The sequence below is a fragment of the Candidatus Neomarinimicrobiota bacterium genome (assembly GCA_041154365.1).
GTDB lineage: Bacteria > Fidelibacterota > Fidelibacteria > Fidelibacterales > Fidelibacteraceae > Fidelibacter > Fidelibacter multiformis.
Window position 1 is genome coordinate 2,325,053 of record AP035449.1, and the last position, 24,477, is coordinate 2,349,529.

General features: G+C 39.3%; 27 protein-coding genes. 3 read left to right on the top strand and 24 right to left on the bottom strand.

What is annotated here, in order from left to right; translation table 11 throughout:
- From strainIA91_RS09915 to strainIA91_RS09945, 7 genes are all read right to left on the bottom strand, one after another.
- The gene (locus tag strainIA91_RS09915) at nucleotides 1-315 is read right to left on the bottom strand and encodes a YbjQ family protein (protein WP_400168258.1); all 315 of its coding nucleotides are present in this window, start codon (nucleotides 313-315) and stop codon (nucleotides 1-3) included.
- Entirely contained in the window at nucleotides 296-520 is a 225-nt protein-coding gene (locus tag strainIA91_RS09920) for a hypothetical protein (protein ID WP_400166622.1), read from the bottom strand. The genes strainIA91_RS09915 and strainIA91_RS09920 overlap by 20 nt, the downstream gene beginning before the upstream one ends.
- Nucleotides 521-538: 18 nt before the next feature.
- Entirely contained in the window at nucleotides 539-1,561 is a 1,023-nt protein-coding gene (rsgA, locus tag strainIA91_RS09925) for a ribosome small subunit-dependent GTPase A (protein WP_400166623.1), read from the bottom strand.
- Between the two features lie 90 nt (nucleotides 1,562-1,651).
- Complete coding sequence (locus strainIA91_RS09930) at nucleotides 1,652-2,893, bottom strand: exo-beta-N-acetylmuramidase NamZ domain-containing protein (RefSeq protein WP_400166624.1); 1,242 nt, start codon at nucleotides 2,891-2,893, stop codon at nucleotides 1,652-1,654.
- 11 nt (nucleotides 2,894-2,904) lie between these two features.
- Nucleotides 2,905-4,056 carry an acyltransferase family protein gene (locus strainIA91_RS09935; RefSeq protein ID WP_400166625.1) on the bottom strand — a complete coding sequence of 384 codons (1,152 nt, stop codon included), beginning with the start codon at nucleotides 4,054-4,056 and terminating at the stop codon, nucleotides 2,905-2,907.
- Nucleotides 4,057-4,231: 175 nt separating this feature from the next.
- On the bottom strand, nucleotides 4,232-4,951 hold the full coding sequence (locus tag strainIA91_RS09940) for a hypothetical protein (RefSeq protein WP_400166626.1): 720 nt from the start codon (nucleotides 4,949-4,951) through the stop codon (nucleotides 4,232-4,234).
- 8 nt (nucleotides 4,952-4,959) lie between these two features.
- Nucleotides 4,960-6,045 carry a hypothetical protein gene (locus strainIA91_RS09945; protein WP_400166627.1) on the bottom strand — a complete coding sequence of 362 codons (1,086 nt, stop codon included), beginning with the start codon at nucleotides 6,043-6,045 and terminating at the stop codon, nucleotides 4,960-4,962.
- 199 nt (nucleotides 6,046-6,244) lie between these two features.
- Here strainIA91_RS09945 and strainIA91_RS09950 point away from each other — a divergent pair, with 199 nt between their 5' ends.
- Genes strainIA91_RS09950 through strainIA91_RS09960 form a run of 3 tightly spaced genes read left to right on the top strand, consistent with a single transcriptional unit; the run spans nucleotide 6,245 to nucleotide 8,283 of the window.
- Entirely contained in the window at nucleotides 6,245-6,676 is a 432-nt protein-coding gene (locus strainIA91_RS09950; protein WP_400166628.1) for a Smr/MutS family protein, read from the top strand.
- A gap of 16 nt (nucleotides 6,677-6,692) precedes the next feature.
- Nucleotides 6,693-7,538, top strand: a complete 846-nt coding sequence (locus strainIA91_RS09955; RefSeq protein WP_400166629.1) for a CPBP family intramembrane glutamic endopeptidase — start codon at nucleotides 6,693-6,695, stop codon at nucleotides 7,536-7,538.
- Nucleotides 7,522-8,283, top strand: a complete 762-nt coding sequence (locus strainIA91_RS09960) for a class I SAM-dependent methyltransferase (RefSeq protein ID WP_400166630.1) — start codon at nucleotides 7,522-7,524, stop codon at nucleotides 8,281-8,283. The genes strainIA91_RS09955 and strainIA91_RS09960 overlap by 17 nt, the downstream gene beginning before the upstream one ends.
- 254 nt (nucleotides 8,284-8,537) lie before the next feature.
- Here strainIA91_RS09960 and strainIA91_RS09965 read toward each other — a convergent pair whose 3' ends face one another.
- The 17 genes from strainIA91_RS09965 to strainIA91_RS10045 form a co-directional block, all read right to left on the bottom strand.
- Nucleotides 8,538-8,999 (bottom strand): hypothetical protein, encoded by a 462-nt coding sequence (locus tag strainIA91_RS09965; protein ID WP_400166631.1) that lies wholly within the window; start codon nucleotides 8,997-8,999, stop codon nucleotides 8,538-8,540.
- A gap of 162 nt (nucleotides 9,000-9,161) precedes the next feature.
- Nucleotides 9,162-9,821 (bottom strand): methyltransferase domain-containing protein, encoded by a 660-nt coding sequence (locus strainIA91_RS09970; protein WP_400166632.1) that lies wholly within the window; start codon nucleotides 9,819-9,821, stop codon nucleotides 9,162-9,164.
- A gap of 3 nt (nucleotides 9,822-9,824) precedes the next feature.
- The gene (locus strainIA91_RS09975; protein WP_400166633.1) at nucleotides 9,825-11,045 is read right to left on the bottom strand and encodes an MFS transporter; all 1,221 of its coding nucleotides are present in this window, start codon (nucleotides 11,043-11,045) and stop codon (nucleotides 9,825-9,827) included.
- A 302-nt stretch (nucleotides 11,046-11,347) separates the two neighbouring features.
- The gene (locus strainIA91_RS09980) at nucleotides 11,348-11,509 is read right to left on the bottom strand and encodes a uracil-DNA glycosylase (protein ID WP_400166634.1); all 162 of its coding nucleotides are present in this window, start codon (nucleotides 11,507-11,509) and stop codon (nucleotides 11,348-11,350) included.
- A gap of 174 nt (nucleotides 11,510-11,683) precedes the next feature.
- Nucleotides 11,684-11,998: a CGGC domain-containing protein gene (locus strainIA91_RS09985; RefSeq protein WP_400166635.1), complete on the bottom strand. Its 315-nt coding sequence runs from the start codon at nucleotides 11,996-11,998 to the stop codon at nucleotides 11,684-11,686.
- 44 nt (nucleotides 11,999-12,042) lie between these two features.
- The gene (locus strainIA91_RS09990; RefSeq protein ID WP_400166636.1) at nucleotides 12,043-12,432 is read right to left on the bottom strand and encodes a VOC family protein; all 390 of its coding nucleotides are present in this window, start codon (nucleotides 12,430-12,432) and stop codon (nucleotides 12,043-12,045) included.
- A gap of 267 nt (nucleotides 12,433-12,699) precedes the next feature.
- A complete protein-coding gene (locus tag strainIA91_RS09995; RefSeq protein WP_400166637.1) occupies nucleotides 12,700-13,053 on the bottom strand; it encodes a NifB/NifX family molybdenum-iron cluster-binding protein in 354 nt (117 codons plus the stop codon).
- A gap of 25 nt (nucleotides 13,054-13,078) precedes the next feature.
- Nucleotides 13,079-14,932 (bottom strand): NAD(P)/FAD-dependent oxidoreductase, encoded by a 1,854-nt coding sequence (locus tag strainIA91_RS10000; protein ID WP_400166638.1) that lies wholly within the window; start codon nucleotides 14,930-14,932, stop codon nucleotides 13,079-13,081.
- Between the two features lie 695 nt (nucleotides 14,933-15,627).
- Entirely contained in the window at nucleotides 15,628-16,833 is a 1,206-nt protein-coding gene (locus strainIA91_RS10005; RefSeq protein ID WP_400166639.1) for an MFS transporter, read from the bottom strand.
- 22 nt (nucleotides 16,834-16,855) lie between these two features.
- A complete protein-coding gene (locus strainIA91_RS10010) occupies nucleotides 16,856-18,235 on the bottom strand; it encodes a hypothetical protein (protein WP_400166640.1) in 1,380 nt (459 codons plus the stop codon).
- Nucleotides 18,232-18,960, bottom strand: a complete 729-nt coding sequence (locus strainIA91_RS10015; RefSeq protein WP_400166641.1) for a hypothetical protein — start codon at nucleotides 18,958-18,960, stop codon at nucleotides 18,232-18,234. The genes strainIA91_RS10010 and strainIA91_RS10015 overlap by 4 nt, the downstream gene beginning before the upstream one ends.
- Nucleotides 18,961-18,979: 19 nt before the next feature.
- Nucleotides 18,980-19,651: a glycosyltransferase family 2 protein gene (locus strainIA91_RS10020; RefSeq protein WP_400166642.1), complete on the bottom strand. Its 672-nt coding sequence runs from the start codon at nucleotides 19,649-19,651 to the stop codon at nucleotides 18,980-18,982.
- Nucleotides 19,648-20,520, bottom strand: coding sequence for a 1-acyl-sn-glycerol-3-phosphate acyltransferase (locus tag strainIA91_RS10025; protein ID WP_400166643.1), 873 nt, complete (start codon nucleotides 20,518-20,520; stop codon nucleotides 19,648-19,650). The genes strainIA91_RS10020 and strainIA91_RS10025 overlap by 4 nt, the downstream gene beginning before the upstream one ends.
- 183 nt (nucleotides 20,521-20,703) lie before the next feature.
- Nucleotides 20,704-20,931, bottom strand: coding sequence for an SDR family NAD(P)-dependent oxidoreductase (locus strainIA91_RS10030; RefSeq protein WP_400166644.1), 228 nt, complete (start codon nucleotides 20,929-20,931; stop codon nucleotides 20,704-20,706).
- A complete protein-coding gene (locus tag strainIA91_RS10035) occupies nucleotides 20,928-22,058 on the bottom strand; it encodes a hypothetical protein (RefSeq protein ID WP_400166645.1) in 1,131 nt (376 codons plus the stop codon). The genes strainIA91_RS10030 and strainIA91_RS10035 overlap by 4 nt, the downstream gene beginning before the upstream one ends.
- A gap of 137 nt (nucleotides 22,059-22,195) precedes the next feature.
- The gene (locus strainIA91_RS10040; protein WP_400166646.1) at nucleotides 22,196-23,638 is read right to left on the bottom strand and encodes a radical SAM/SPASM domain-containing protein; all 1,443 of its coding nucleotides are present in this window, start codon (nucleotides 23,636-23,638) and stop codon (nucleotides 22,196-22,198) included.
- 23 nt (nucleotides 23,639-23,661) lie between these two features.
- Nucleotides 23,662-24,393, bottom strand: coding sequence for an outer membrane lipoprotein-sorting protein (locus strainIA91_RS10045; RefSeq protein ID WP_400166647.1), 732 nt, complete (start codon nucleotides 24,391-24,393; stop codon nucleotides 23,662-23,664).
- Nucleotides 24,394-24,477: the final 84 nt, after the last annotated feature.

Here is a 24,477-nt window from a genome sequence, read left to right on the forward strand (position 1 = left end):
TCACTTCAAAAATTTAACAGCCGTCCCATACACCATCACTTCCGCCGATCCGGCTTTGACGGCAGTAGAAGAATAGCGAATATTCACGACGGCATCCGCCCCCAATTCATTGGCATTCTCCACCATCCGTTTCGTGGCCACAGCCCGGGCTTCATTAATCATCTCAGAATAACTGGTCAATTCCCCTCCGAAAAGGGCTTTTATTCCGTTGGCAATATCATGTCCTAAATGTTTCGCCCGGATACAGGAACCTTTTACAAGTCCCAAATGTGCTATTTTTTTTCCTTCGATGGTTTCAGTATTGACTAAGATCATCATTCGCCTCCTTTTTAATTTCACGGATTCTCTGGATAAAGACAACTGTCACAACAATGAGTAGAATCAGGAGCACCAGGATCATCATCACACGGATAAAGGGGGAACTCATCGAATCAAGGCTTGAGCTCCAGGCCAGAAGATTCATGACAATCATCAGTATAAGAAAGAAAAATATCAGAATTGGACCCCCGTATTTTTTCATCACTTTTCCCTTCAGCTCTTATTTCCTGGATGTTTTCCAGGTCTTTTCCATTACCTGCTGTGTATATTGTTTATATTCCTGCCGTAGATTCATATAATTCTCGTATTGCCGGACATCAAGAGTCCCTTCATTTACAGCTCTTTTGACGGCGCAATCCGGTTCCCGGGTATGGGTACAATCGTCAAAACGGCAATTTGCGGCCAGTTCAAAAATTCGGGGAAACGTTTTATTTAGTCCTTCGTCTGCATCGGCAATCCCGATTTCCCGGAGTCCGGGCATATCAATTAAGATGGTACCGTTTGATAACATGTGAAGCTGTCGGCGGGAGGTTATATGTACGCCCTTTGTGGTAGACGTGCTTACATCACCGGTTTCTGCCAGATTTTCGCCGGCAATGGCATTGATGAGGGTTGATTTTCCCACTCCCGAAGATCCCACCAGGCAAAAGGTGAGCCCGGGTTCCAAGAAGTGACGAATCTCTTCAATCCCCTTTCCATAAAGGGCTGAGACGAGAAATAGCATTGTTTCCGGGAATCGCTTTCTCACTTCTTCAAACCGGCATTTTACCTCATGTTCCTCCGGGATATCCACCTTGTTCAACACAACAGCCGGTGTAATATTCCCGCTGTAAACCACAGTCATATACCGCTCCAAACGGTTCAGATTATAGTCCCGGTCCAGTGCCTGAACAATAAAAGCCACATCCACATTTGCCGCAAGGACCTGTTTTTCAAAGGTGCGTCCGGCGGTTTTTCGGGTCAACACGGATTTCCTGGGAAAGACCCGGCGGATCAGCACCTGTTGCCTGTCTCCTGAGATCGCCACCCAGTCTCCCACAACAGGTAAATCCACAGGAGAACCTGCATTATGTTTCAGGCGTCCCGAAAGGTCCCCTTCCACGAGTCCATTGGAAATTTTTATGAGATATCGCTTTTTAAATGTTGTGATCACCCGCCCGGGGGACCAATCCGCCGGAAGGTCTGTAAAGTGTTTTTTCCAATATTCAAAGGATCCTGCATCTTTCAATCCGGAAAAATTCATGCCATGATCTCCGGTGTTCTTTCAGGCAGTATGCAAGATCCTTTCCGATGAACCATTGAAAACCACAAGCGGCTCACGAGCCCTTTATGGCTACCGGTACAGATAATATTTTTTCGACAGGTTCCGGAAAGATTCCACATCTTTTTCCAGAATCGGTTTGATATCTTCAAAGCGGTAGCGCTCACTGAATTTTTTACGGATTTCATCTGTCCCGCATACCTTGTCAAACATGGCCAGGCGATGGGGATTGATGCTGAAAACATCCAAATCGGGATACATTTCGTGGAGGACCTCCAGGAAACGGAACTGTACATACATGAGTTCTGTTTTCTCAAAATCTGTGATATGCAGTTGTACGCCTTTCAATGTTTTCCCCTGATAAACCCGGTAAAAGGGTTTATAGACGATGGGGCGGAAACCCATGCCTTCAATTCCCAGGGCATTCATACGTTTTGCCAGTTCAAAGGGATCGTCGATCCATTCAGCACCATACAACTGAAAGGGGATAGTGTATCCCACACCTTCATCCACGGCTTTCAGCTCACCCAGAATACCGGTTGCCACATAATAGGCAGCTGAATAGGCATGGGGGATATGGGGGGATGTAGGCACCCAGGGAAGACCGGTATCTTCGAAAGTCATGCTCCGTTTCCACCCTTCCATGGGAACAACTGTAACTTTGCATTTCTTATCTGTATCCAGCCAGCCTTCCTCATTGATCATCATGGCGACTTCACCGGGTGTAAGTCCATATACATAGGGAATGGGATAGGCACTGACAAAGGAGAAAAATCCTTCTTCTGCCACATTTCCTTCAATCTTATTTCCTGTCAGAGGATTGGGACGGTCCAGCACCACAATTTCAATATCATTTTCAGCAGCAGCCGTCATGATATTGCCCATGCTGCTGATATACGTATAGGACCGGCAGCCGATATCCTGAATATCGTAGACGATGACATCCACATTTTCCAGCATCTCCGGAGTTGGTATGCGGGTCTTTCCATACAGGGAATACACCGGGAGTCCCGTTTGTTCATCGATATAATTTTCAACATAATCTCCGGCATCAAAATCCCCCCGCACACCGTGTTCAGGGCCATATAATGCCACAAGATTCACTTCAGGCGCTTCCCAAAGAATATCAATGGTGGATTTCAGGTTTCTGTCGATACCTGTCGGATTGGTCAGGAGTCCGACCCGTTTCCCTTTCAACACATCAAATCCACGATCCTTCAGCACCTCAACACCCGGTTTGACCACCGGTTTTTCCGCTGATACGCATCCGGCAGCAAACACAATCAACAGTGTGATTGCAAGTATTTTTCTCATGATTTCCTCCTTTAAATTTTAATGTAAATCTTTCGTTTATACAGTTCCCGCAGGATAAGCCAGTAGATAAAAATATGCATGAGGGCAAACAGCAGAGATCCATTGGGATTATCACCCAACAGGGGAACACAGATAGACTGATAAATCCACTGGAGACCGGTCATCACGGTGCCGTCTTCCGTCGTCCAACGGACAATCCGGGAAAGGGTTTTCACCCAAAAGACGGACAGGATAAAAAGGAACAGAGGATTCATCCCAAAAACCCGGAGGGGATAAGTCCATTTCTGGTACCCTTTTACGTCAATAAAGAGGATAAAAAGCGCCAGCACCATCATGGCCAGTCCGCCGGTATACAGAACATACGAGCTGGTCCAGATGGGTTTGTTGATAGGAAAAAACTGTCCCCACACATAACCGGCAAATAGAGCTGTTACACCATACAAATAGAGGTCATTGACCAGTTCCGGCCGGGATTTTGCCCGGGTAATCATCCGACCGGTTTCATAACCAAACAGGACGGTCACAACAGCCGGCAGGGTGCTGAACAATCCTTCCGGATCAAAGGGAATACCAAAACCTTTATATACATGGTTTTCCCCGAAGAAAAACAAATCCACTTTCCGGGCGAAATTATCCGCCAAAGAAAAGGGTTCGGATCCCCCAAGCCATAACATCAGAAGCCAGTACGCCACCAAAATCCCGGCACCGGTCCAGAGCCAGGTTTTCCGTTTAAACTTCAGTACAATAAGAGAAGCCATGCCGTATGCCAGGGCAATGCGTTGAAGTACACCCATGATGCGTAAATTTCCATAGTAATCCGCCAGTTCCTGCCCGAAAGTCAGTTCCGGATCAAAACGAATAAAGGGGTAGGCATTTAAAAGCACTCCAATGACGAAAATGAGGGTTGTTCGTTTCAGGACTTTTTGAATGGCTTCCGGGGTTGCGCTGTGGTCATATTTTCGGAATGAGAACCACATGGCCACACCCACGATAAAGAGAAAAAAAGGAAAAACCAGGTCTGTAGGTGTACACCCATGCCAGGACGCATGGCGCAGGGGGGCATAAATCTGTCGCCAGGTTCCGGGGGTGTTCACGGTAATCATAAAAGCAATAACCAGCCCGCGAAAGGCATCCAGTGATACCAGCCGTTTTGAAGAATCCATGGTGTTTACTCCTTACCTTAAGACATCAGGGCTCAGACACGAATCAAGAATAATGAATTCCGGATATTACGGAGGAAATTTAAAGAGACTTTCTCTGTGAATCAAAAGGGAAAGAAAACAAACGGCCGGAACAGATCCGGCCGCATGGTGATGTTTATGTGTCATAAAAGATTGATCAGGAATTCCGGATTTCCCACAGGCGACTGAACAGCTTATCCAGGGCAGGCCCCAGAAGTTTAGGATCGTCTGTTTGAGAAGGCATATTGTGAAAAACCACATAGGGAACGGAAATTCCACGGACATGAATATATTCCGGGTCATCCCCTTTAAACGTTTCCCAATCCACTTCGTAGTACATTTTTTTCAGTTTTTCATCGGGCAAACCGTGTTCAAGGATGGAATCGGGGCGATCGGGATTAAAGCGTTTCCGATTTTTCCGGAGGGATTCTTCGAAGGGAACATCGATATAGAGAATGGCTGCCTTTTTCAGGATTTTTTCGGACAGGTGTTGAAAGGCCGATTGATAGCCACCATGTTCCGAACCCCGGCTGAATTCGATGACAGAGGTCATCTTATCATGATAATGTTCATCTCTCAGACGCTTGTCATACTCCAGGGAAATCCGTTCAATCAAGAGATCCCATTGATACTGGTAGAGGAAATATCCTTCTTTATCCGTATGCATCCGGGGTTTATGCATAATTTTTTCCAGGATGGCATCTTCCTCAAACCAGGTCCACAGCATAGGGAAATCATCGATCTCCTCAAACTGATTGATATGAAAGCGTTCCAGCCGTTCTTCAACCGGTGTTTTTTTCAGGTAATCGATCACTTCTGATTTTCCGGCGGCGGGGCGGCCCATCAAAATAATGACATCAAAATGATTTATACTCATGATACACCTCAGATTTCATGTTTCATTTTCAGCTCAGCAATCCGTTTCCGCTCGGCTTTTGTCATAAACCAGACAGCCACAAAAATGAAGATCAGACTGATCCAGTCAACCACAGCCGGCCATCTGCCGCCCCAGAGCAGGGCAAAGAGCAATGTGGAGGTTGTTCCGGCGATAAGCGACGTAAGCCGGTTCACCAGTCCGGCAAAAGTGGCGGTTCTCCCTTTGAACATGAAAAGAAAGACGGAGAAAAATGCCACAATCCCGAAAGCACAACCCCAGAACATGGCCCAGCCGAAACCGGGTACGGGATTCGTGAAGGATTTGATATAGGGGGTAATCCGTTCGCCACTCCAGTTGTGATTCACGGCCAAAAGCAAAATTACCAGGGCCACAATCCAGATTGTAAGGGTAGAGGCAATTTGTTCAATGGCAAAAAAGGCCTTATTATTATCCACCCGGCTGTCTTTTGGACGGGTATTTTTGTAATAATTCATGATATAAATGCGGATGGCATAGGCGGAGATATAGCTAAAGAAGATCACCATGACCGGGACACTGGTCAGGGGATTGGCACCCCCATCCCGGCCGCCGGTCAACACCTTGAGTCCTACAGCGAGGACAGCAAACACCACACCCATGTTTTCTTCCAGATAGACCTTTTTATTCAGGATACCCCGTTTAATCTGGATGGCATCCACAATCCGCCCGATAATAATAACCGAACCCCGCATGATAGTCATAGCCACCATAACGGAAATCCCCTTGAAACTGTACATCAGGGTTGTTGTGGGTATCACCACAGCGGTCATCACTCCCGAGGGAATGATATAAAGCAGTTCGGAAGGAAAGGTAAAAGGTCCCCATGTTGTTAAGCGAATAGACTGGAGCTTATACCACCGGAGCACCAGGACAACCGATGTAGCCAAAAGCGTAGAGCTGGCGGTACTGTACACAAGGTATTCCATACTGTGCATTCCGGCGATATTTTGAAAATACTTCACACTCAGGCCGGTAATCACATAAAAGAAAAAATAACCGAATACCAACTGAAGAAGTCTGCCGGTACTTCCATTTTCTGTTTTAAGATTCCACATGTTTCACCCTCTCGTATATGATCTTATTGATTATGAAGGACTTGGAATTTAATAAAACATCTAACCAGGAAAAACTATTTTTGGGATATCGTTCCCCAGACTGAAATCCGGGGCTTTTCTCCCTCTCATTCCCCCGGACTGAAGTCCGGGGTCATTCTTCCACTCTTCCATTCTTCTCCATTCCATCCTAAATTCCGGTATGAAACTTTGCGAGATATGTGGTAATCCTATTCCCGAAAACAGCCGGCAGTGTCCCTATTGTCAACAGCTTCAATCCGGTGAGAAAAAAGGACATCCCGGGGAATCCATCCGGACCATCAATCTGGAAGCCGGTAAACCCACCGTGGAAGAGGCTTTAATCCGACTGGAGAGGGAATTGAATTTTGCAAAAAGTGCCGGGGTGTTACTGATCCGCATTATTCACGGATATGGTTCGTCCGGGGTTGGCGGGGATATCCGAAATGCCTGTCAACGGTATCTCCGGGAAGCTTACCAGAAAGGGAACATCAAACGCTTCATTCCCGGAGAATTATTGAGAATCTCCACAAAACAGGGACATGTCATTCTAACCCGGTATCCGGAACTCAAAAACGACAAGAAAAACCGCGGGATCACCATCATTGAATTGTAACACAGCAAGGAGTCGCATGACAAAGAATAACGACAATCCGAAACAAACTCTGATTCCCTTTTTTATCATCACCTTTCTCTTTTCATGGTTCTTCTGGTTGATAGCCGTCCTGGCATCTTTTGATTTTTTCACACTTCCAATTAATAAAATCATTTTCGTGGGGATTGGTGCCCATGGGCCTTTGGTCTCTGCCTTGTGGCTGACCGGAAGAAAAGACGGGTGGACCGGCATAAAAAGACTTATACGCTCCGGTTTTGACCTGCGACTCTCCCTGTATCACTGGTTACTCATTCTCTTACTGCCGATCGTACTGGCCGGACTTGCAGTACGCTTAAACATGTACATGTCCCCGTTTCATCCGGATGTAACCCTGTTAAACAATCCCCTTTTCATTCTGCCGGTTTTTCTCTTTATGTTTTTCCTCGGAGGCTCCGTCCAGGAAGAATTCGGCTGGCGGGGATTTGCCCTCCCCCGGCTTTTGAAAAAATGGAATCCGTTATGGGCCGCTTTGTTCCTGGGGCTGATATGGGGAGTCTGGCATTTTCCCCTTTTTTATATTTCCACGTTGAGCCAGTCATACATGAACTTTGGACTTTTCATTCTGCTGACCCTGTGTTTCAGTCTTCTCATGACCCATTTATACCTTCAGTCAGATAAGAATTTATTTACAGCCTTGCTGTTCCATACGGCAGTGAATACATCTTTGTCCCTCTTCCCGCCCATCGAACAGAAGGCCGGCGGGAACCAACACGCTTTCACACTCATGACACTTTTCTATATACTTGTAACGGCCGTTGTCATCATAAAAGAACGAAAAACATTTTTTAAAGCAAAGGAAGCACACCATGAAACAGTGGTATGAAGAACTCTTTACCAATTATGCCAAAAAATATGATGAAGAATCGTTCACCCAGGGTACACAGGGTGAATGTGATTTTATTGAGGATGAAGCAGGACATGACAGATCACTTCGCATCCTGGATATGGGATGCGGCACGGGGCGTCATGCCATTGAACTGACAAAGCGGGGTTATCAGGTCACGGGAATTGATTTATCCGAATCCCAGCTGGAAAGGGCCCGGGAAAAAGCAAAAGAAGCAGGACTGGAAATTGATTTCCGTCAGGCTGATGCACGCAATCTTCCCTTTTTGGAAGCATTCAGTATGGCCATCATGCTGTGTGAAGGGGGATTCCCCCTCATGGAGACGGACGAGATGAATTTCCAAATCCTCCAAAGTGCTGCAAAGTCTCTGAAACCAGGCGGAAAATTTATTTTCACCACCCTGAACGGACTCTTCCCCATTTTTCATTCCCTGCAAAAATTTTACGGCGAAGCAGCCCAAGAGGGCGGTGCCACTTATGAGAACAGCACCTTTGATCTCATGACTTTCCGGGATCACAACATCACGGTTTTCGAAGATGATGACGGAAACAAAAAAGAACTGGTTTGCAACGAACGTTATTACATTCCCAGTGAAATCACCTGGCTTTTAAAATCCCTGGGATTTAAAACCATCGATATCTTCGGGGCAAAACTGGGTGCCTTCAGCCGGAACGATCCCCTGACACCCGATGATTTTGAAATGCTGGTAGTGGCGGAAAAATAAAAAGGGCAGAAAAATCTGCCCTTTTTTAAAAATTATGGAGCGATACGTGACATATCCCTGTCTGTTTCTAAGTTACGTTACGGATTTCTGCCATCCCTTTTTAAATATACACTGAGACCGAAAATCACATTGGATGATAGATTGGCAACTTGCTCTTTATCTATTTTATCTAATGTTGTGTACTCAATTTTTCGCCATCTGTATGTGCCGGTCACAAGATATTCGCAATGGATACCGATGTGAGGATTCACTTTTCATTCCACTCCAAGAATCGCTCTTGGACCGGTTTCAAGTGTTAATTGGTATGATTTTGTCTCATCGCCCCCCAAATATGATACAATATTTAACTTATTGTAGCCATAACCGGCAAACAATCCGGCTCCCGTGAACAGATTGACCGAACTGTTTCTGAGAAGGATCCACAGATAATCGGTCCCGATGTTCAGAGAAGAATTCTGTGTTTTATGTTCGCTTATCAGCTCACCCTCGTCCTCTTGTTCGACACGACTGGCGGACAACTCGGGAGATATGAACAGCCTGATTTCATGTTTTTCGTCGCGTATTTTCTTGACTGCAATACTCGCATTAAACTTTTTCAGTGTAAAATTGTCCCCAATGCCAAAAGATAGGGCATATTGATCCGGGGATACCTTTTCCTGTCCATACATAAATGAAAACAGGAAAAGAGCGAGCAAAAGGGTATAAACAGTTTTCATGGCCACTCCTTTTTTCGTAAGCAATTTCTCATATCATTTCTTTGTACGAATTATTTTATATGCTATAAACTCCTTGCTTAGTCTGTTTTTTGGGGGTAATGGTTTCTCATATATTGGATGAATGATTACTTGTACCATGTTATATTTAGTTGGTTAGTAAATTTATTCCCCTGTTTTTACGGCTTTTAGTAAACGAACATATTTTTTTAAATAGAAATGCTCATGAAAATTATGGAATCCGGATGCTTTTAAAATTGCTTTCCAATCTCGTTCGATGTAATCGAAAGCATATTTACATTCTATTTTTTTAAATATAAACCGATGAAGTACCGGCATTTTTGCCATATCAAATTCAGCAAAATCAAGAATAAAAAATTTCCCGTTGGGTTTTAAGTGATTGTAAGCATTTTGAACTATCTTATTTCTTATTTCATGAGGGAACCCGTGAATGACAAAACTGATAAAGACAATATCAAATTGTTTTTTTAAATCAAACAATTGGTCGATGCGTTGATTTTTAAACTGTATGTTTGGATTGTTTTGAAATTTTCGCAGAAACTGTTTCTCCATAAATTTCGAGATATCAAGCCCGATAATATGTCCATCATTACCAATATATTTTGCCATCAATCGAGCGTTTCTGCCTGTGCCACATCCCAAATCCAATATGGAATTTCCGGCTTGTATATCCATATTTTTTATGGCTTTTTTGATAAAACCACGGTACAAGCCTAAAGACATAAAATTCATTACCTTATCGTAGTTTGCAGCGATAAATTTGTTAAGTTCAACACCTGAATCGGGATAAATTTTTTTGTTCATATTTTATTTTTCACAGTTTATTTTAAAAATAAAAAACGCAGACAACAGAATAATTACCATAAAAAAACCGAAAAATATTGGGTAACCGAATTGACTTATTAATACACCTCCAATCAGCGGGAAAATAGCAGGTAAAATATTTCCTGCACCCGTAAAGCCGGTGTACAGAGCCCGATTTTCATTTCTTGAAATTTCTAGTAATAAGCCATTCATGGAAATATTAAATAGCGAAAATACAATTCCACCCAAAACAAATATATATTTAATTGAATGAGCATCAGTGATAACATACGTGAAGATAACCATACCAAGAGAAAGCATCACATTACTGTAAAGTAGCAGGTTGTATTTTATTTTTTTTGCTCCTAACAAAACAAAAATGCTCATCAAAACAATTCCTGTTACTTTGTAAATGAGGTAGGTCCCTACATCGGCAGAGTCAGTATGAAATGTTTCTTTGGCATAGAGCACGATAAAGGGTAAAAATGAAGTAGCAATTCCCTGTGTATTAATGAAACCCAGAAAATAACCCAGTTTTTTATTTTGTTTAAATTCTGTTTCCATAACCTTAAAAAAGGCTTTTAACCCTCCGATTTTCAAACTTGATGATATAACTTCTTTTATATTCCAAAACCCAATAGTTGCAATAAATAGCAATGTAGCACCTATAAAAAACATGAAAGCATAATTTTCTGGATATTCTTTCCATGCTAATAAATGTTTAACTAAAAATGCTGAACCAAGTACAATTAGCCCTGATATAATTTGATTGGTTGAAAAAAATGTTTTCCTTTTATTTTGAGTAATTGATTTTCCTAAAATATCAACATAACTGATATTTGCAAAGGCTCCTGCAAGTGAAAAAGTAGCAATAAAAAAGAATATCAAACCAAGAGCATAAGTCTGTTGTTTCCCCTGTAACAGATACAATAACAAGCCAAGCCCATATAGAGCGAATACACGGGTAGTAATTCCGATTAACAAATATTTTTTTTTGTAAGATTTGCTACTTATATAGGGAGCATAGAAAATTTGCGTAAATTTAGAACCGCCCATCATTATTGCTGTTAAAATTCCAATGTGGACAGCACCCCCTCCTGCAGCTGCAACCATAGAAGGGATAATAGTATCAACATCCATGAAATTTTTAGCAAAGGCCAAAAAGGTAGCATGCCATAAAAAGGCTTTAAAATTATGGTTTGATATTTTTTTTGTTAATTCCATTTATTCTATTTTTTAATGTATGACTTAAGTTTTTGAATCCGCTTCTTTGAAAATTCTCTATAGAGTTTTTTCCCTTCTGATTTTAAAAAGTCTGAATATTGTTGATTTCGTTAACATGTTTTGCTGTTTAAGTTCAGCCATTACTTGATCATATTTTACATATTCGTGTATTTTGGTAGTTAATTTTGTGATTTTAGTCAACGCCAGTTAAAGAACAAACTTTTTCAGGGATCAAATCAATTCCTAGCGGCATTTCAATCCTTTGCAAAAACACCCGGGCCAAAAGATGCATGTATATTTTTTTACTTTAGATTTGTATTGATATGCCCATCGGGCATCATGTTGTCCGGATGATAAATACCTGCTTCTTCTTTTTGATAGCGAACGCATGCTTCCCAATCTCCCCGGCAATATTGTTGTATCCATGATTTTTCAATTTTACCCTTTTCAAAGTAAAATTTCATGGGGCAAACCGGAAACCATTTACATTGATTATGTTTGTGGTGAGTCATATAGTAGCCGTGCTTTTTCATCACAAAAGGTTGGAGCAATAAGTTTCTGCAATACATTGGATTCCCATGTTTCCAATTTTTTATGGATTGATCCATATTTTTGAGAAATTGGATTCACATCAATCACTACAGGAATATTATATTTTTTTTAATTAACTGTTTAAAATAAGCAGTAGAAGGGGAAGGAGGATCACCTGCCATCATATCTGTTACCAGATGAATGGCGTCCACTCCATTTTTCTGCATTGCCGGCGGGGAATATTCAATGTTTCCGGCCGGACAAACTTCATTCGGAATATATGCAACAATCTCTAGTGTGTTATCATCATACGTGTCAAATGCTCCTTTAGGATTTTTCATGTCCCAAAAACATTTTCGACCGGTACTATTCCGGTAGCGGTTACAAATTGTTGTCTCTATTTTCTTTGTTTTTGCCATCATTGCTTATTTATTATCATGTTATAAAATAATTCCTATAAAACACGTTAATCATTGAAATTTTCTTCTTTAATTTCAAAACAGTTCCCGGAATTATCCCAGACAAACAGAAGATTTGGTTTATTATCCCGTTGAATGTTTTTGACTTTATAGCCTTTATTTAAGCATTGGGTTATCAGTTTATTTCTATCGGGCATTTCAAGACAAATATGTGCGATTCCATTGTTTTTGCTTCCAGGCAAAATGAATATTTCAAAAGCCACCTGCTCTTTTTTACAAAAATAAGAAGTTAAATTTTTATTAATTCCGAAAAGAGTAAAACTTAAATCTGCCGGTAATTCGAACTGATATTCCTTATTAAAACCTAGAATATTTTGATAGAAATCAATGACATCGTTAATGCTACTAACATTTAATGCAATGTGGTTGAGTTTCATTTATTCCTTTTTCTTTTTTTCATTCAGTAATTCTTCACGAATCATCGTGTGTCCGCATTTGGGACACTTCACAGAAGTGCATTTAACTCCTCGTTGATGGGGTACTTTCTCACCACATTTAGCACAGATACAATAGCCACCAACGCTGTAACCGCCCCCCTTATTTCTCCCCCGGCCTCTTCCGTTTCCCAAGCCACGGCCACCGCCTAATCCACCGCTTCTTCCTGATTCAGACATTTTCATAAGTTTTTACGTATTAAATTTTTGTTAGTGTTTACGAATAGGCTTTTTTAGTGTTGCCTTAGTTAAAGGTTCCAAGCTATTATTCAAAAAGGAATTTAAGGCTTGTTCTGCCTCCAATCCTCTTGCCAGATAAAGTTTGGCTCCTTTGTGAGTTAATACATCAAAGGCATTGGGGCCTGTATTCCCCACGATATAGTACAACACACCTTCGTTTACCAGGTCAATAAGGGCAGAGTGATTATCGTCATGTCCTGGGTTTTCTCTTACTTCTGTGACCTGTGATTCACTGTCATGTATTAAATAATAAGGAGCTTCTCCAAATCTTTTTGAGACTTTACTTTTCAGCGAGTTTCCATCAGTTGCTATAAGTATTTTCATTGTTTTAAAAATTTAAATTTATTCGTTAAATTGTTTTTGCAGTTTCATAAGCACCATGAATGGCATCCTGCGCTTTTCCTACTTTTAATGCGTCACCTATGAGATGAACCGGTTTATCTAATTTGATATTTTCATACGGATTATAGGGCTTCATACCCGTAGCCAATACGATCACATCAACATTTTCTATGGTTTGCCTGTAATCCGGTCCTTCTAGCTGAACTTTATGATCACACACTTTTTGAATTTTTGTATTCAAAAAAATACTGACATTTTCATGTTGAAGAATTTTAAGGGTTTGTTTTTGCTCAAGCATTTCCATTCCTCTGGCTATTTCACTCATCATTTCAACGATAAAAACTTTGTTTCCTTTCGATAATAGTTTAACGGCAATTTCTGTTCCGATCAGTCCACCACCGATTACTACAACTCGTTTATTTTGCGGTAAATTGTGGTTTTCAAGAACTTCAGCCCAGTAATATTTTTTTAGTCCTTCAACGGGAGGAATACTCGGTTTTGACCCTGTTGCTATCATTATTTCATCAAAAATAGACAAATCTTCTTTGCTTGCTTCTTTATAAATGACAGGAATCTTCCTATCTTGAATTTCTTTTTTCAGATAATCTACAATTTTTATAAGGGACCCTTTATGGGGAGGCAAAGGAGCCAGCAAAAACTGTCCTCCAAGTTTGTTTTTCTCGTAAAGCGTTACAAAATGACCGCGCTGATGAAGTGTAATGGCTGCTTGCATTCCGGCAAGTCCGCCACCTACAATGGCGACTTTCTTATTTACTGGAGATTTTTCAACTGTTTCATAATCTTTACCAACGGTAGGATTGACTGAACATCCGAGGCCATTTCCACTTCTGACCCCACCAAGGCAACCTTCACTACATGCTAAACATGGACGAAGATTTCCTTTTACTTGCCCCAAATATTTACCCACAAAATCGGGGTCTGCCACCAATGGGCGGCCCATGGCAATAAAATCATCTTTGTATTCTTTTAATATGAGATCGACATCTTTAAACTCATTAATTTGACCCACAAAAATTACAGGAATATCTACCATATCTTTAATTTTGCGGGCATACTCCCATGTTTTTCCCTTGGGGACGAACATATGTTGAAAAAACCATGGAGGAGTACTGCAAACTGTGCCGGCTGAGACATGCATAGCTTCAACTGCTTGTTCTTTAAGTATTTTAGAAAATTGAATCATCTCATCCATCTTAATGCCGTCAGGGATCATTTCATCACCGCTTATTCTGACGATAACCGGCAGATGGGTAACAGATTTTACAGCTTGAAGAATTTCTAACGGAAATTTTATTCTATTTTTAAAACTACCCCCATATTCGTCTGTTCTCGTGTTAACTTTTGGAGAAATAAATTGAGCGGCAAGATAGCCATGTCCGAATTGTAATTCAATAATGTCAAAACCTGCTGTTTCTGCTCTTTTCGCCGCATCGGCAAACAAATGTATCACGTGCTTTATATCATCACTATCCATTTGTTTGGGTTTTGCACCCCCGTTTTCGCAAGCTTCATCGGTTGAAGACAAAAAATAATTCCCGGAAATTTTAGGATTTGCCATTCTGCCCGGATGGTTTAAATGTGCAATCACTTTTGTCCCGTATTGATGTATGGCATCCGTAAGTTTTTTAAGTCCTTCAATTTTGTCATCATTATCAATACCTATTTGGGTAGGCAATTCTCTTAGCCCTTTGTCAAGATACAGCGGTTCCGGGGTTACAGCTCCAATAAACCGACTTCTTGCTTTGTAAAATACAAGATGTTTTTCGGTGATAACACCCGTATTATCACTATATCCTGTTTTTACAGGAGCAAAAATGAAATTGTTTTTTAGTTGTAACATTATATCCCTTTTACAAGTGGAGAGGGGGTCTGAAAATTCAATTTTTGCTTTTTGACTAAAAAAAACGCCAAACCCTTAAACGATTTTTTTAAATCATCACACGTGTAAATTATGTTTCGATAACTTGTATCGAAAAATTTAACTTTTTGAAGTGATCTACTAAAACTGGAGACTTCCATCCTTTTCTGACGTGTTATTATTCTAAGCAACGTTATCATTCAAAGTATCTTTCAAAAAAATTGTTAAAATTTACCTCATCTGCTGCCTGGCAGTCAAGGAAAGAGTGTGTTTGTTTCGGATTGTAGAAATAAATATAGGAACTGATTGATTGTTCCGGGTTTTCTAAACGGTTTTATACGCTTTCAGATAGGCTTCATCATACTTGAGGGCTCGCACCAAAATCGTTCAATAAAAACATTATCAATCCAGCATTCCTTTCCATTCATGCTCATACAGATATAAAATTCCTTCAGGATGTCAGTAAAATCATCATTGTAAGCTGACTGCCCTGATCCGTGAGGATACTGAACATGGATTCACTGGCGTTTGCTCACACTACGAACCCGCTAACGCACCATTGAATATCCCGGTCTACGAAGCAAATCCCGAAGCTGGCGGCTTTTCATGGTTGGATATTTTAATGTGTAACTTATCCATATTCCTGCACAGTTTCTGTTCAAATGCAAATAAATATTCTATGCACAATATTGAACAACATTATTTTTTCTTTTATTATTTCTATCAACTAGTACAAAGATGACCATTAAAAATGAAGCGATCAAAGCCATGAAAGAACCAAAATAAAAAGGTGCATTTGAATTAACATGATCATACAATAAACCTGCAATTAAGCTGGCAGGAAGAAGTGTAATCCCAAGTACAGCATGATATAATCCATAGCCGGTTCCCTTCAAATTTTTACTCACAATATCTGAAATTAAAGCTTTTTGACTCCCATCTACTAATGCACTATATAAGCCGTACAATACAAATAAACACAGAAAAACATTAAGGTTGTTAAATTTTCCAAAAAAGAAGTATACAATTGAGTAAACAAGAAATCCAAGAATAATCAAAACTTCACGACCTTTTTTGTCAGAAACTTTACCAATAGGTATAGCCAAAAGAACAGAGACAGTATTAAAAATCATATAAACAAAAGGAACGTATGATTTATTGATACCAATTTCAGCTGTTTTGACAAGTAATAAAGCATCTGCTGAATTACCAAGGGTAAAGACAAACACAATGAACAAGAAAAAATAAAATTTCTTATTCAACTGATTTAAATGGAATTTATTATTATCTTTATTTTTTACTGACTTAGCTTCTTTAATAAAAACTGCAATTGAAACAACGCCCAATAAAGCAGGAATAGTAGCAATAAGGAAAATATTGGTATAGTTTAACGGGAAAAAGTATAGTAGAATAAATGCAGTTAAGGGTCCTATTATGGCTCCGCTATTATCCATTACTTTATGAAATCCAAAATTTTTACCGGTTTCATTTTTTGACACTGAGTTACTAATCAGACTGTCTCGTGGTGCAGTCCTTAGTCCTTTACCTATCCTTTCAATAAATCTCAAAAATAAAACATGAATTGGAAACCTCACTAAAGCATATAGCGGAGTTATCAATGCAGTAATTCCATAACCAATCAACATAAAGGGTTTGTTTTTACCTATTTTATCACTCCAGTGTCCCGAGAATGCCTTAAATAGAGATGCAGTACTTTCTGCAATTCCTTCAATCAATGAAATCGAGGTCTTTGAAGCGCCTATTGACAATAGGAAAAGAGGCATGATGCTGTATATCATTTTTATGGATGTATCCGTAAAAAAACTGGTCAATCCAGTAAAAAAGACATTTCTATGTAATCCAAATATTTTTGTGTTTTCCATTTTAGGATTTCAGCAATGTTGGCTAAAAACTATATTTCATTTCAAACATTAGCATATCATAATCTTTCAACCCGGTAAAAAGGTTTTGACCTTTGCCATCGAAAATTGTGCACGATAATGATATTTCAGTATTAGGGCTTGCTTTGTAAGTAAATTCCGGCATATAAATAATTGCATAATTATTATTAATATCATTCCAGTCGTTTACAACCACCCCCCCTCCAAGAGGAGTAACTTTAAGTTTATCATTGAAAAAGTTTTTTTCGTAGCGTAAAAAGAAATAATCATTCAGCTCATCTGCACCTCTTTCATGAATAAAGCCATGCAGGTATTGCATGTTCAAATAGGAGCCATCGGAGAAAAAATAATCGCCGCCTATCACAAATTTTACATAAGGTTCGTTTTTTTCCAATAACAACGAATCCCGTGTAACCGGAACAGGGGAGTCAGGATTAAATGCTGATAAATCAGTAGTCATCACAACATCAGCATCAGGTATAAATGCAGCAGCTTCGGCCCAAACACCAATGCCGGCAATGCTGGTCACCAAATCGGCACCCATGATATGGCTGCGGATAAATGAAAGTTGAGAATGAATGCTTGTACCACCGGTTACATCAACAGGGGTCAGAATATTTTTTGAGCTGTAAGGCAAACCGTCATAACCCCAAAGGTAACTTAAAGAGAAATTAATGCCTTTGGCAAATCCCTTGAACCTAAGACCTGCTGTAGAACTTTCGCCCAAATTGTATTTTGGCATCATTAATGTATCAGAAAAACTTTTTAAGACCATTCCCTGTGGCAGATCCATTGAGGGATTAAGTACATTTGAGAAAACCCCGACCGGCATGTTAGCAGGCTGGAAAAAGGGGACAAAAACCCCTTGCAAAGAGAAATCATAGTTGAAATAATATTGTAAGTTAATCGCATCAGAACCTCTTTTTCGCCCGAAATCGAGAATGTCCTCCAGGTCGTAAGGGTTAAGGTTGTTTGTCGGGTTAAGTTTGTCGGCAGTGCCCCAGGCAAACTGTTGACGACCTATCGTCAGGTCTGTTTTTTTGCTTAAAAAACCGTTGATTTGTACGTAAGCCTCCCTGAATTCGAGATTGTAAGGATCAACAATGTCTTTGTTGTACAGGTCACTTGATTTAGCTACGTTTGGCAAACCGATATTTCGGAACCAAACTTCGCTGTAGAATATGGATTCACCTGAAATTTGCTTGTCCAGTTTTAAACTCAGGCGGTTTTCGTTCCATGCCCAGTTGTTATCGTCCTTTAATATAACACGTTGGTCGGTAAGCAGTTCACCTGAAAGTTTAAGGTCTTTTTCGTCCTGTGCATTGATTGTGTTGAAAAATACTGCAATCATAGCTAAAGTCGCTAAAAAGATTTTCGTCCTCATAGGTCACCTCTTTTTGTTTGTTTAATTCTTAAAGTATTTCTATATGTAAAAAGCCCGATTCCTACCAAAATAATCATAACACCAAACCAATAAATAGGCCAGTAAAAATTATCGGGATAATACTCAACAGATAATTCAAAACGGCTTTTTGTAAGCAATGACCAAATTTGACCGAGGGAATAATGAGCTAAAATAAAATTCGTATAATCCGCTGTAAATGAAGCGATGACTGTTAAAGCACCGAATATTAAGATTAAAAGTTCATGAGGTTTTAATTGCGCATGTTCATGGTACGAAGAAAAATAAAGCATTAATAAAGCAAAAATAATCATAATAACGGACAGAATTAATGGGGTTATGACCGGACCTATCCAGGTTACAGGCAAGAGGAATAAAACATCCATAGTCATTAAAGATTCCGGCCAATCGATTAATAGTTTTAGAAAGATATAATAAAAAATATCCCAAACAGCAAAGGAAAACAAAAAGTACGCAAAACTTCTGATTGTTGATTTACCTGCGAGGATACTAACGGACAAAAGCATAAGTAAAGAAAAAGCTTCTCTTATTATTTCCGTTATTGCGAGTTCTTGCGCAATGGGTTTTAAAGGAAAGGCAAATCCACCGGGATAGGCAACTTGCCGTAGGTAAATGACAATCGCACTTTCAAAATAGCCCATCGAAACCGCAAAAATCGTAATCCATAATATGGTTTTTGGTTTCATTTTATGACATCACCAGTTGTTATATTTTAAAGAAATGTTTCAAAATCTGGTAGTTCATAAGAAGAGTATAGATTATTTCATTAGCTTCTAATAAAATTTGTTTATTTGCTTTTAAGAAAGTTGTCTTTTGGTATTTTGTCGGATGCTTTAATCCTTTGAGGTGAACCAAAATGACTTTCTTTTTTATCGATTTATAGTATATGTTGATTAAAGTTTCGACTCCAAACCGGGATTTTTTCATTTTATCCAAAATAGGTACTATATCCATTCTTCGTAATGCTCTTTCACCCGTCAATATCTTAAAAGGATTTACTTTGAAATGGATAGCTGTTTCAGTTGGCTGTCCTAAAACCATATCGGCTTCTTTACTGAAAACAGGCATGATTAGCTGTTCTAAATGCTCCTCTGTTAAGTTTGACAAATCGGCATCAATGAAAATAATCATTTCGCCACCTGCATTTTCCACACCGGTTGCCATGGCGTATCCTTTGCCCTTATTTTCATCAAGATGAATGGCTTTTAAGGGAATTTTACTTTTAAGGCTTTCAATTATTTCCTTTGTTTTGTCATTGGAACCATCGTTCACCACTACAATTTCTGTAACAATTTGGGCCTGGGATACAGAGTTGATAACATTTTCGAGGGTTTTCTCCTCGTTATACGCACATATGATTGCCGATACCTTTTTCATATTGCCTCTTTTAACTTATAAACCTGCTGTTTAACGCTTTGAGCCCATTCATAATGCGATTTAGTGTTCTTAAACGTTTGGTAGGCAATTGGACTTCCGATTCTTACCTTAATTGTTTTATTCCTTTTATTAAAGATTTCCCGTGGAAGAAGAACTAACTCAAGATTCGTTTTAATTCCCAAAATTTTACGGACAAAATAAACAATATAAAATAAGCGGGAATTTCGACCGAAGAAAAAGAAGGGCACCACATCCCTTTGATGCTCTATTGCTTTTGTAATAAATGATTTATGCCACACTTTATCCTCAATTGCAAAACCGTTTAATCGTGAAACCATACCAGCCGGAAAATGGGTGATAGGCAAATCGGATGCAAACACTTTCTCCAGTTCCAAAAGGTATTCCCTGGGGTTAGAACCAAAAACATGAACTGCCGCAATAATTGGCTTAATCTGAGGAACAAGTGTAAAAATATCATTGCCTATAGCTTTAAAGTTACCGTATTTACCGGCAATGGTGTTAGTTAGAATAAGTCCATCAATGAAACCAAAAGGATGGTTCGCTACAAAAAAGCATTTTCCGTTTTCGGGTAAATTTTCCATACCTTCAATTTCTACATTGATGTTCAATTCAGATATTATTTTCGGCAGGAAATCCACCCCTTCATAATCAGCATAAACAGATAAAATGCGGTTTATTTCATTTTGCCTGATAATTATTTTTATCAGGCTAATCATAAAGTCTGGTAATCTTTTTAGAAATTTCGAATTACTTTTTTTTACCAACTTGTGAATGTTTATATATTCCTGTTTAGCATTCATAGTCAATTCAAATAATATCGTTATTTTCAAGAACTCGCTTTGTTTCATTTTGCCCCCGCTCAATGAGCTCCCTGGCTTTGCAAAAATCGAAGGTATTGGCTGAATCGTAGCTCATACGATGCTTGTCGCCCGTAGATATTATCATCGTCAGAGTTTTCTTTAATCTGTTCAAATCGTTTTTTTCTACATTTTTTTCAATAGTTGTAATTATGTTTATACTATATTTTATTATTAATACACAAGATTTCTGCAACCCACTTCATTTCTGACATCCGTTGTAACTGAAAAAGCAGTGCCATTTCTTGACCTGATTTCAGTTTCCACCTGAAGTAATTCTGTCTCATTTTTTGAGGCTAAAATTCCCATTGCGCTCCTGTTTGCAAACTCCAAAACATATATTTTTCCAATAGCGGCCAAGGATCCCGTGATGATAATAACTTTATCATGATCACTTTTCATTGCTTCAATGTTTTAAAATAACATCTACTTTTTTTATGCTGCTGGTACTCAAATTTATTCCAAAGATTCAAAACTTGAAAATTATTTTCGAGTTCTCTGGTAGTTTCAATGTATTTAAACCCGTTGGAGATAATACTACTTCCGATTTGATTGAATATTAATGCATTTATTCCCTTTGATGTGTACTCCGGATCTACAGCAATAATGAGAGTATCCACTGTATCATTAAAACGAAGCGCTTCAATGAGATGTAAAAACCCAAAAGGGAATAATCTTCCTCTGCACTTTTGCAGTGCCTTAGAGAGGGATGGCAAGCAAATACCAACACCAACCATTTTGTTTTCAGCATTTTGTACAATCGAAATATATTTTAATCTTAACATGGGGATAAACGCTTTTATGAGGCTATCTATTTGTTTCTCAGAAAGTTCACTAAAACCGTGAATCTTGTCATACGCTTTATTGATGAGTTGAAACATTTCTTTAGCGTATCCTGGAAGCTCTTTTTTTGAATCTAATTTAACACAGTGCAAATTATATTTTTTTTCAATCATTTCGGACAATCTTGTAAATCTCTCAGGCATAGTATATGGAACTGTTACTTTATACTCAACCCAATCAACTTCTTTAGTGTAATCGCAGCGTTCTATAAGTTTTGAATAGTATGAGAAGTTATATTTTCCATAGGCTGTAGGTAACTCATCAAATCCCTCAATCAGCACACCTGATTGATCAAAGGACGTAAATCCAAGTGGACCGTGGATATACTCAGCATTTTTCTCTCTTGCCCAGGCTTCAACTGTTTGAAAAAGTGCGCACAGAACCATTTCATTTTCTATAAAATCAATCCAACCGAAACGCGCAAAGGTTTTTCCAACCTTTTGGTTATATCTGTTGTTAATAATGCCAGCTATTCGGCCAACAATGGCATTATTTTCATCAACTGCCAGCCAGTATTTTGTTTCACAAAACTCGAAAGCAGAATTTTTATCCTTTGCCAGTGTCAATAATTCTGATTTGATGATAGGAGGCACAAAATATGCATTATCCCTATACAGTTTAATTGGAAACTTTATAAACTTTTTCAATTCATGCTTGTTTGTGACCTCTTTAATCGTGATTTTCATAAATTATATTAATTTCCCATAGTGTTTCAATAATACAGACCCGATTGAACATCCACCACCAGAAGCAATAATAACACTCTTCTTGTCCTTTTGAAATTATTTACAGTAATTTTCAAATTGAAAAAACATCCAGTTTTTCATGTGTTGAAACCTACATCTTTCTTTAATTCGTCCCAAACAGGAGAGGCCATTTCTTCCAATTTATGGTCAAATTCCAGCATAAAGTCGTGGTATTCTTTGGAATGAAAGGCTTCGTCTGCCTCTTCATTTTCGGGCAGCACCTGGCTTTGTTGCGCATTCTCATAAAATATTTTGTAATGGTCCCTGTAAAAACAAGGCGTTAACAGATTTCCGGGATTGTTTTTATCTCCGAGATGATTTTTCTGCCATGCCCTACCCTTCACAAAGAGCGGGGAAAACATGGCATCGGACAGGGATTTCCCTGAATTGTAAAGCGTGATTATGTTTTCGTGATAGTAGGGCACAAAAACACAAGGCATAATATTTCCATCCCAATTAATATAAAAATATCCGCCGCTCCTGCCACAACAAATACAACCATTAGACATAGGAGCGCTATTCCAGAAATCTGCCACGAAGTATTCTTTTTCTTTTAGCAGTTTATCTTGAAGGGTGTGTAATTGCAACCGTTCCTCGGGCGTAATCATCAAATCCTTCGAAAAATCCCGGCCAATGGGCATGTATTGAAATACCCACATGTATGTGGCACCAAACTCACCGAAATAGTAATCATAAAATGTTTCGGTAAGTAGCGTGTTTATATTTTTTTTCGTTGCTGTAACAGAAAGGCCAAAAGGCACCCCGTAGGAAATAAGATTATCTTTTGCTTTTATAATTCTTTGGAAAACACCTTTGCCTCTTCGCTCGTCCGTTTCAGCCTGATAACCTTCCACAGAGATAGCAGGAGTAATATTGCCCAAATCAGCCATGCGCGAAGCCATGTCTTTATTTATCAATGTCCCGTTTGTGTACATTAAGAAGAAACAATCGTTCCATTTTTCAGCTAAATCAAATATGGTTTTGCTTTCACTTTTGTACATCGTAGGCTCACCTCCTGATATCACAAAGAATCTCATTCCCATATTGGAATAGCCATCTTCTATAATCCTGTTGAGCAAACTCCAGTTAAGGGTTGTTCCTGTTTCCGGAGATGAGGCAGCATAACATCCGGCACATCTGAGGTTGCATTTTTTTGTAGGTGAAATGGTAAAAAAACCGGGAGGATACATTCCATACTTATTTAGAAAATTCTGCCTTGACTCTTTTGTAGCATTTTTTTCCAACAGGACTGAATTCAATAATGTATCCAATGTCCTTTTTATAACCTCTGAAGATATGTTCCCTTTGTCGATATTTCTAATATAAGATTTATACATTGCCCAAAGAGCAAAAAACCGGTAATGTCTGACAATTTCCGAAACCTGAGATTCCTCGTTCTTGATTATCTTTTGCCTCATATACTTCTCTAATTGCCCTTCCAGTAAATTTCTGGAAACTTTACTTTTCACCAGGCTGCTGAGCAGGCCTGAAATTTGTGCACCTAAATGAGTCGTTTTCATACTGATTTCCTCCTATTTTATTTTTATTGTATGAGTTTTCTCACCGTAAACTCATCATCCGACAGGCCGGTGTCGTATTTCACATCCGACATTTGCATTTTGGTTTTGTGGTTCTTTTTTAGGTCGATCATTTCTATTTCTGAAGCATTCCAGTAATTGCCAATCTTTGTAAAGGTATAATTTGCCTTCTTCACTTTGTTGCGACCCTTGTCGTAAAATTCCATCATTATGGGGTAGTAATGCATTTTATCGATAGTTACCACTACCTTTGAGTAATCTGAACGCCCTTGGGGTGTAAGTTCAAGAACAAAGATACTATCTTCTTCTGTTTTTAATAATTTTGGCGTGTACTTATCCGAAAAGGGGACCGATTCCATATCATCATACGAAAAATCAGTACCGGCAAAATTCTGGTTTTTAGCGCTGGATGCAATTCTCCTTTCCCGGCCAAAGGCGGGCAGGTACATATACATGACATCGTTTGGAAGCGATAAAAAGGCGATACCGGCTTGCGAAGCAGGCGATGTAAACCGAAATATCCGCTTATCTGTACCTTTTTGCTTGATAATTGCCTCACGAACTTCCTCATTGCCAGCCTTGTCAATAAGGATTATTGTATTTTTTCCCGTCATATCTTTTGGGGAGTACATCACATCGTCCATCTTTTTTAAAATGGTTGATGCATCCTGGGCAAAAAGAATGGTTCCCATTCCCATTAATGCCGTAAAAATTACTTTTTTAGATAGTGCTTTCATCTCCTCACCTCTTCGTTTTATGGTTACCTCATGAACTTCCTCATTGCCAGCTTAGTCAATAAAGACCCTTGTATTTTTTTCCGT